A 2,075-nucleotide genomic window follows, 5' to 3' on the forward strand; every position below is an offset into this window, starting at 1 on the left:
GGTTTCGGTTACGTGATGACGTCCTTTCGGGATTGTGAACGGCGCATCGATAATCGAATCGCACGGCGACATATTGAGTTGCTCGATAGCAGTCGCGTAAACAAACGGCTTGAACGTCGATCCAACCTGTCTTGCGCCTTGCCCGACGTGATCGTACTGGAAATATTTGTAGTTGATTCCGCCAACCCAGGCTTTCACATGGCCTGTTTTCGGTTCCATCGACATCAATCCTGTCTGCAGGAAACTCTTGAAATAACGGATAGAATCCTTAGGTGTCATCACCGTATCTTTTTCGCCTTTCCAGGTGAAAACGGTCATTTTAGTTTTAACGTCAAACGATTTAATGATTTCATCCTCGCTCTTGCCCTGCGATTCCATGTCAGTCCAACGGTCTGAATTTTTCATCGAACGCATGATGATTTTATTTGTTTCATCATCGTTTAGCCGAACGAACGGCCGGTTTTTGTTGTCTTTTTGCTGGCTGTCAAATTCGGCCTGGAGGTTTGGCAAATGTTCCTGCATCGCTTCCTCGGCGTATTGCTGGATGCGCGAGTCGATCGTCGTGTAGATTTTCAGTCCGTCGCGGTAAATATCGTAATCGCCGCCGTCCGGTTTTTTGTTTTCCTTGACCCAGCCTTTCATGTAATCGCGAAGGTATTCGCGGAAATAGGTAGCGGTTCCATCTAAATGGCTTTCGGGCTGGAAGTGCAAAACAAGCGGTTTTTTCTGGTACAAATCCTTTTGCGCATCGGTCAAAATGCCGTTGCGCGCCATCTGTTTGAGAACGACGTTACGCCTGTTAAGTGTTTTTTCGGGCCTTTTGACCGGATTGAAAAGCGATGGATTTTTCAGCATCCCGACAAGCATTGCACTTTCGTCGATCGTCAGATCTTTCGGCTCTTTTCCGAAGTAAACTTTAGCAGCCGAGCGAATTCCGACGGCAGTGTTTAAAGTACATCGCGATAATCTCATTTTTGGTGTACTGGCGCTCGAGACGCGTTGCAATGATCCACTCTTTTGCCTTTTGGATAATACGCAGCGGAAGAAAATGCGAGCCTTCGCCATGAAAAAGCAGTTTCGAAAGCTGCTGTGTGATCGTACTCGCGCCGCCACGGGTTCCGAGGCTCAGCATCGCCGTTGTCGTACGCCTGAAATCGATTCCGGAATGTTCGTAAAAACGCTCGTCTTCGGTTGCAATCAAGGCATCGACGAGATGTTTCGGAAGGTCGTTGTATTTTATCGACGTGCGGTTTTCGTTGTAGAATTTCCCAATGGTTACGCCGTCCGATGAAATGATTTCAGTAGCAAGATTCGAGTTCGGATTTTCCAGTTCCTCGAAATCGGGCATGTGTCCGAAAATTCCCCACGATGCCAATAAGAAAAACACAAGCAATCCTCCGAGCGTGTAGCCGAAGATTTTCCAGAATTTCTTTTTGTAATACTGCAGGTCTTTAACTTGATGTGGATTGTGGGCCATAATTATTGTAATGATTCGATCCGGAAACCGACTTCGGTAATTCCGGGCAATTCTTTCACGCCGTTAATTTTTCCGGTTTCGCGGACAGCCTGACGGATGTGCACGCTGTATTTTCCTTTTTTGAAACGTACTTTTTCTTTATAGAAAAGCGCGCTTTCCTTGATGTCTGAAAAGCCGTTGCCAAGGAGATTTCCGTCGGCATCCGTCATTTGATATTCAAGCGTATCGACTTTTGTCAATCCGCCCGGATGATCCATCGAGACGATCAAAAAAAGGTTGTTGTAGGGATAATTGTCGTTGTCGCGGATGTTCACGAACAGGTTGTAGGCTTTGGTCGTATCGACTTCAGGCAGCTCGAATGAAACGATGCTGTCTTTGTTCCAAACGCTGCCGACGGTTTTATATTCGTCAAAAACACGTTTCTTGTCGCACGACACAATCAGCGTCGCAACGGCAAGAAACCAAACGCTATGCTTTAGGCTCATTGCGGTCGCCGTTATTTCGGTTCTTATTGCGATTCTTGTTTCGGTTTCTATTTCTGTCGCCATCGTTTCGCGGCTGTTGCCCTTGGCTTTGCGAGCCTTGGCTTTGCTGGCCT

The 2,075-nt window shown here is 47.0% G+C and carries 1 protein-coding gene and 1 pseudogene; both read right to left on the bottom strand.

The features are described 5' to 3' along the window. A pseudogene (locus EOO50_RS17635) lies at nt 1-1,477 on the bottom strand (transglycosylase domain-containing protein); the annotation flags it as partial. Nucleotides 1,478-1,479: 2 nt separating this feature from the next. Continuing rightward, complete coding sequence (locus tag EOO50_RS17640; RefSeq protein WP_290841601.1) at nt 1,480-1,962, bottom strand: gliding motility lipoprotein GldH; 483 nt, start codon at nt 1,960-1,962, stop codon at nt 1,480-1,482. Nucleotides 1,963-2,075: the final 113 nt, after the last annotated feature.

Source organism: Flavobacterium sp. (genome assembly GCF_004211145.1).
Taxonomy (GTDB): domain Bacteria; phylum Bacteroidota; class Bacteroidia; order Flavobacteriales; family Flavobacteriaceae; genus Flavobacterium.

What these genes read in the sequence shown, in the direction of transcription:
- EOO50_RS17640 (WP_290841601.1), bottom strand. Translation starts at nt 1,962, where the DNA reads ATGAGCCTAAAGCATAGCGTTTGGTTTCTTGCCGTTGCGACGCTGATT.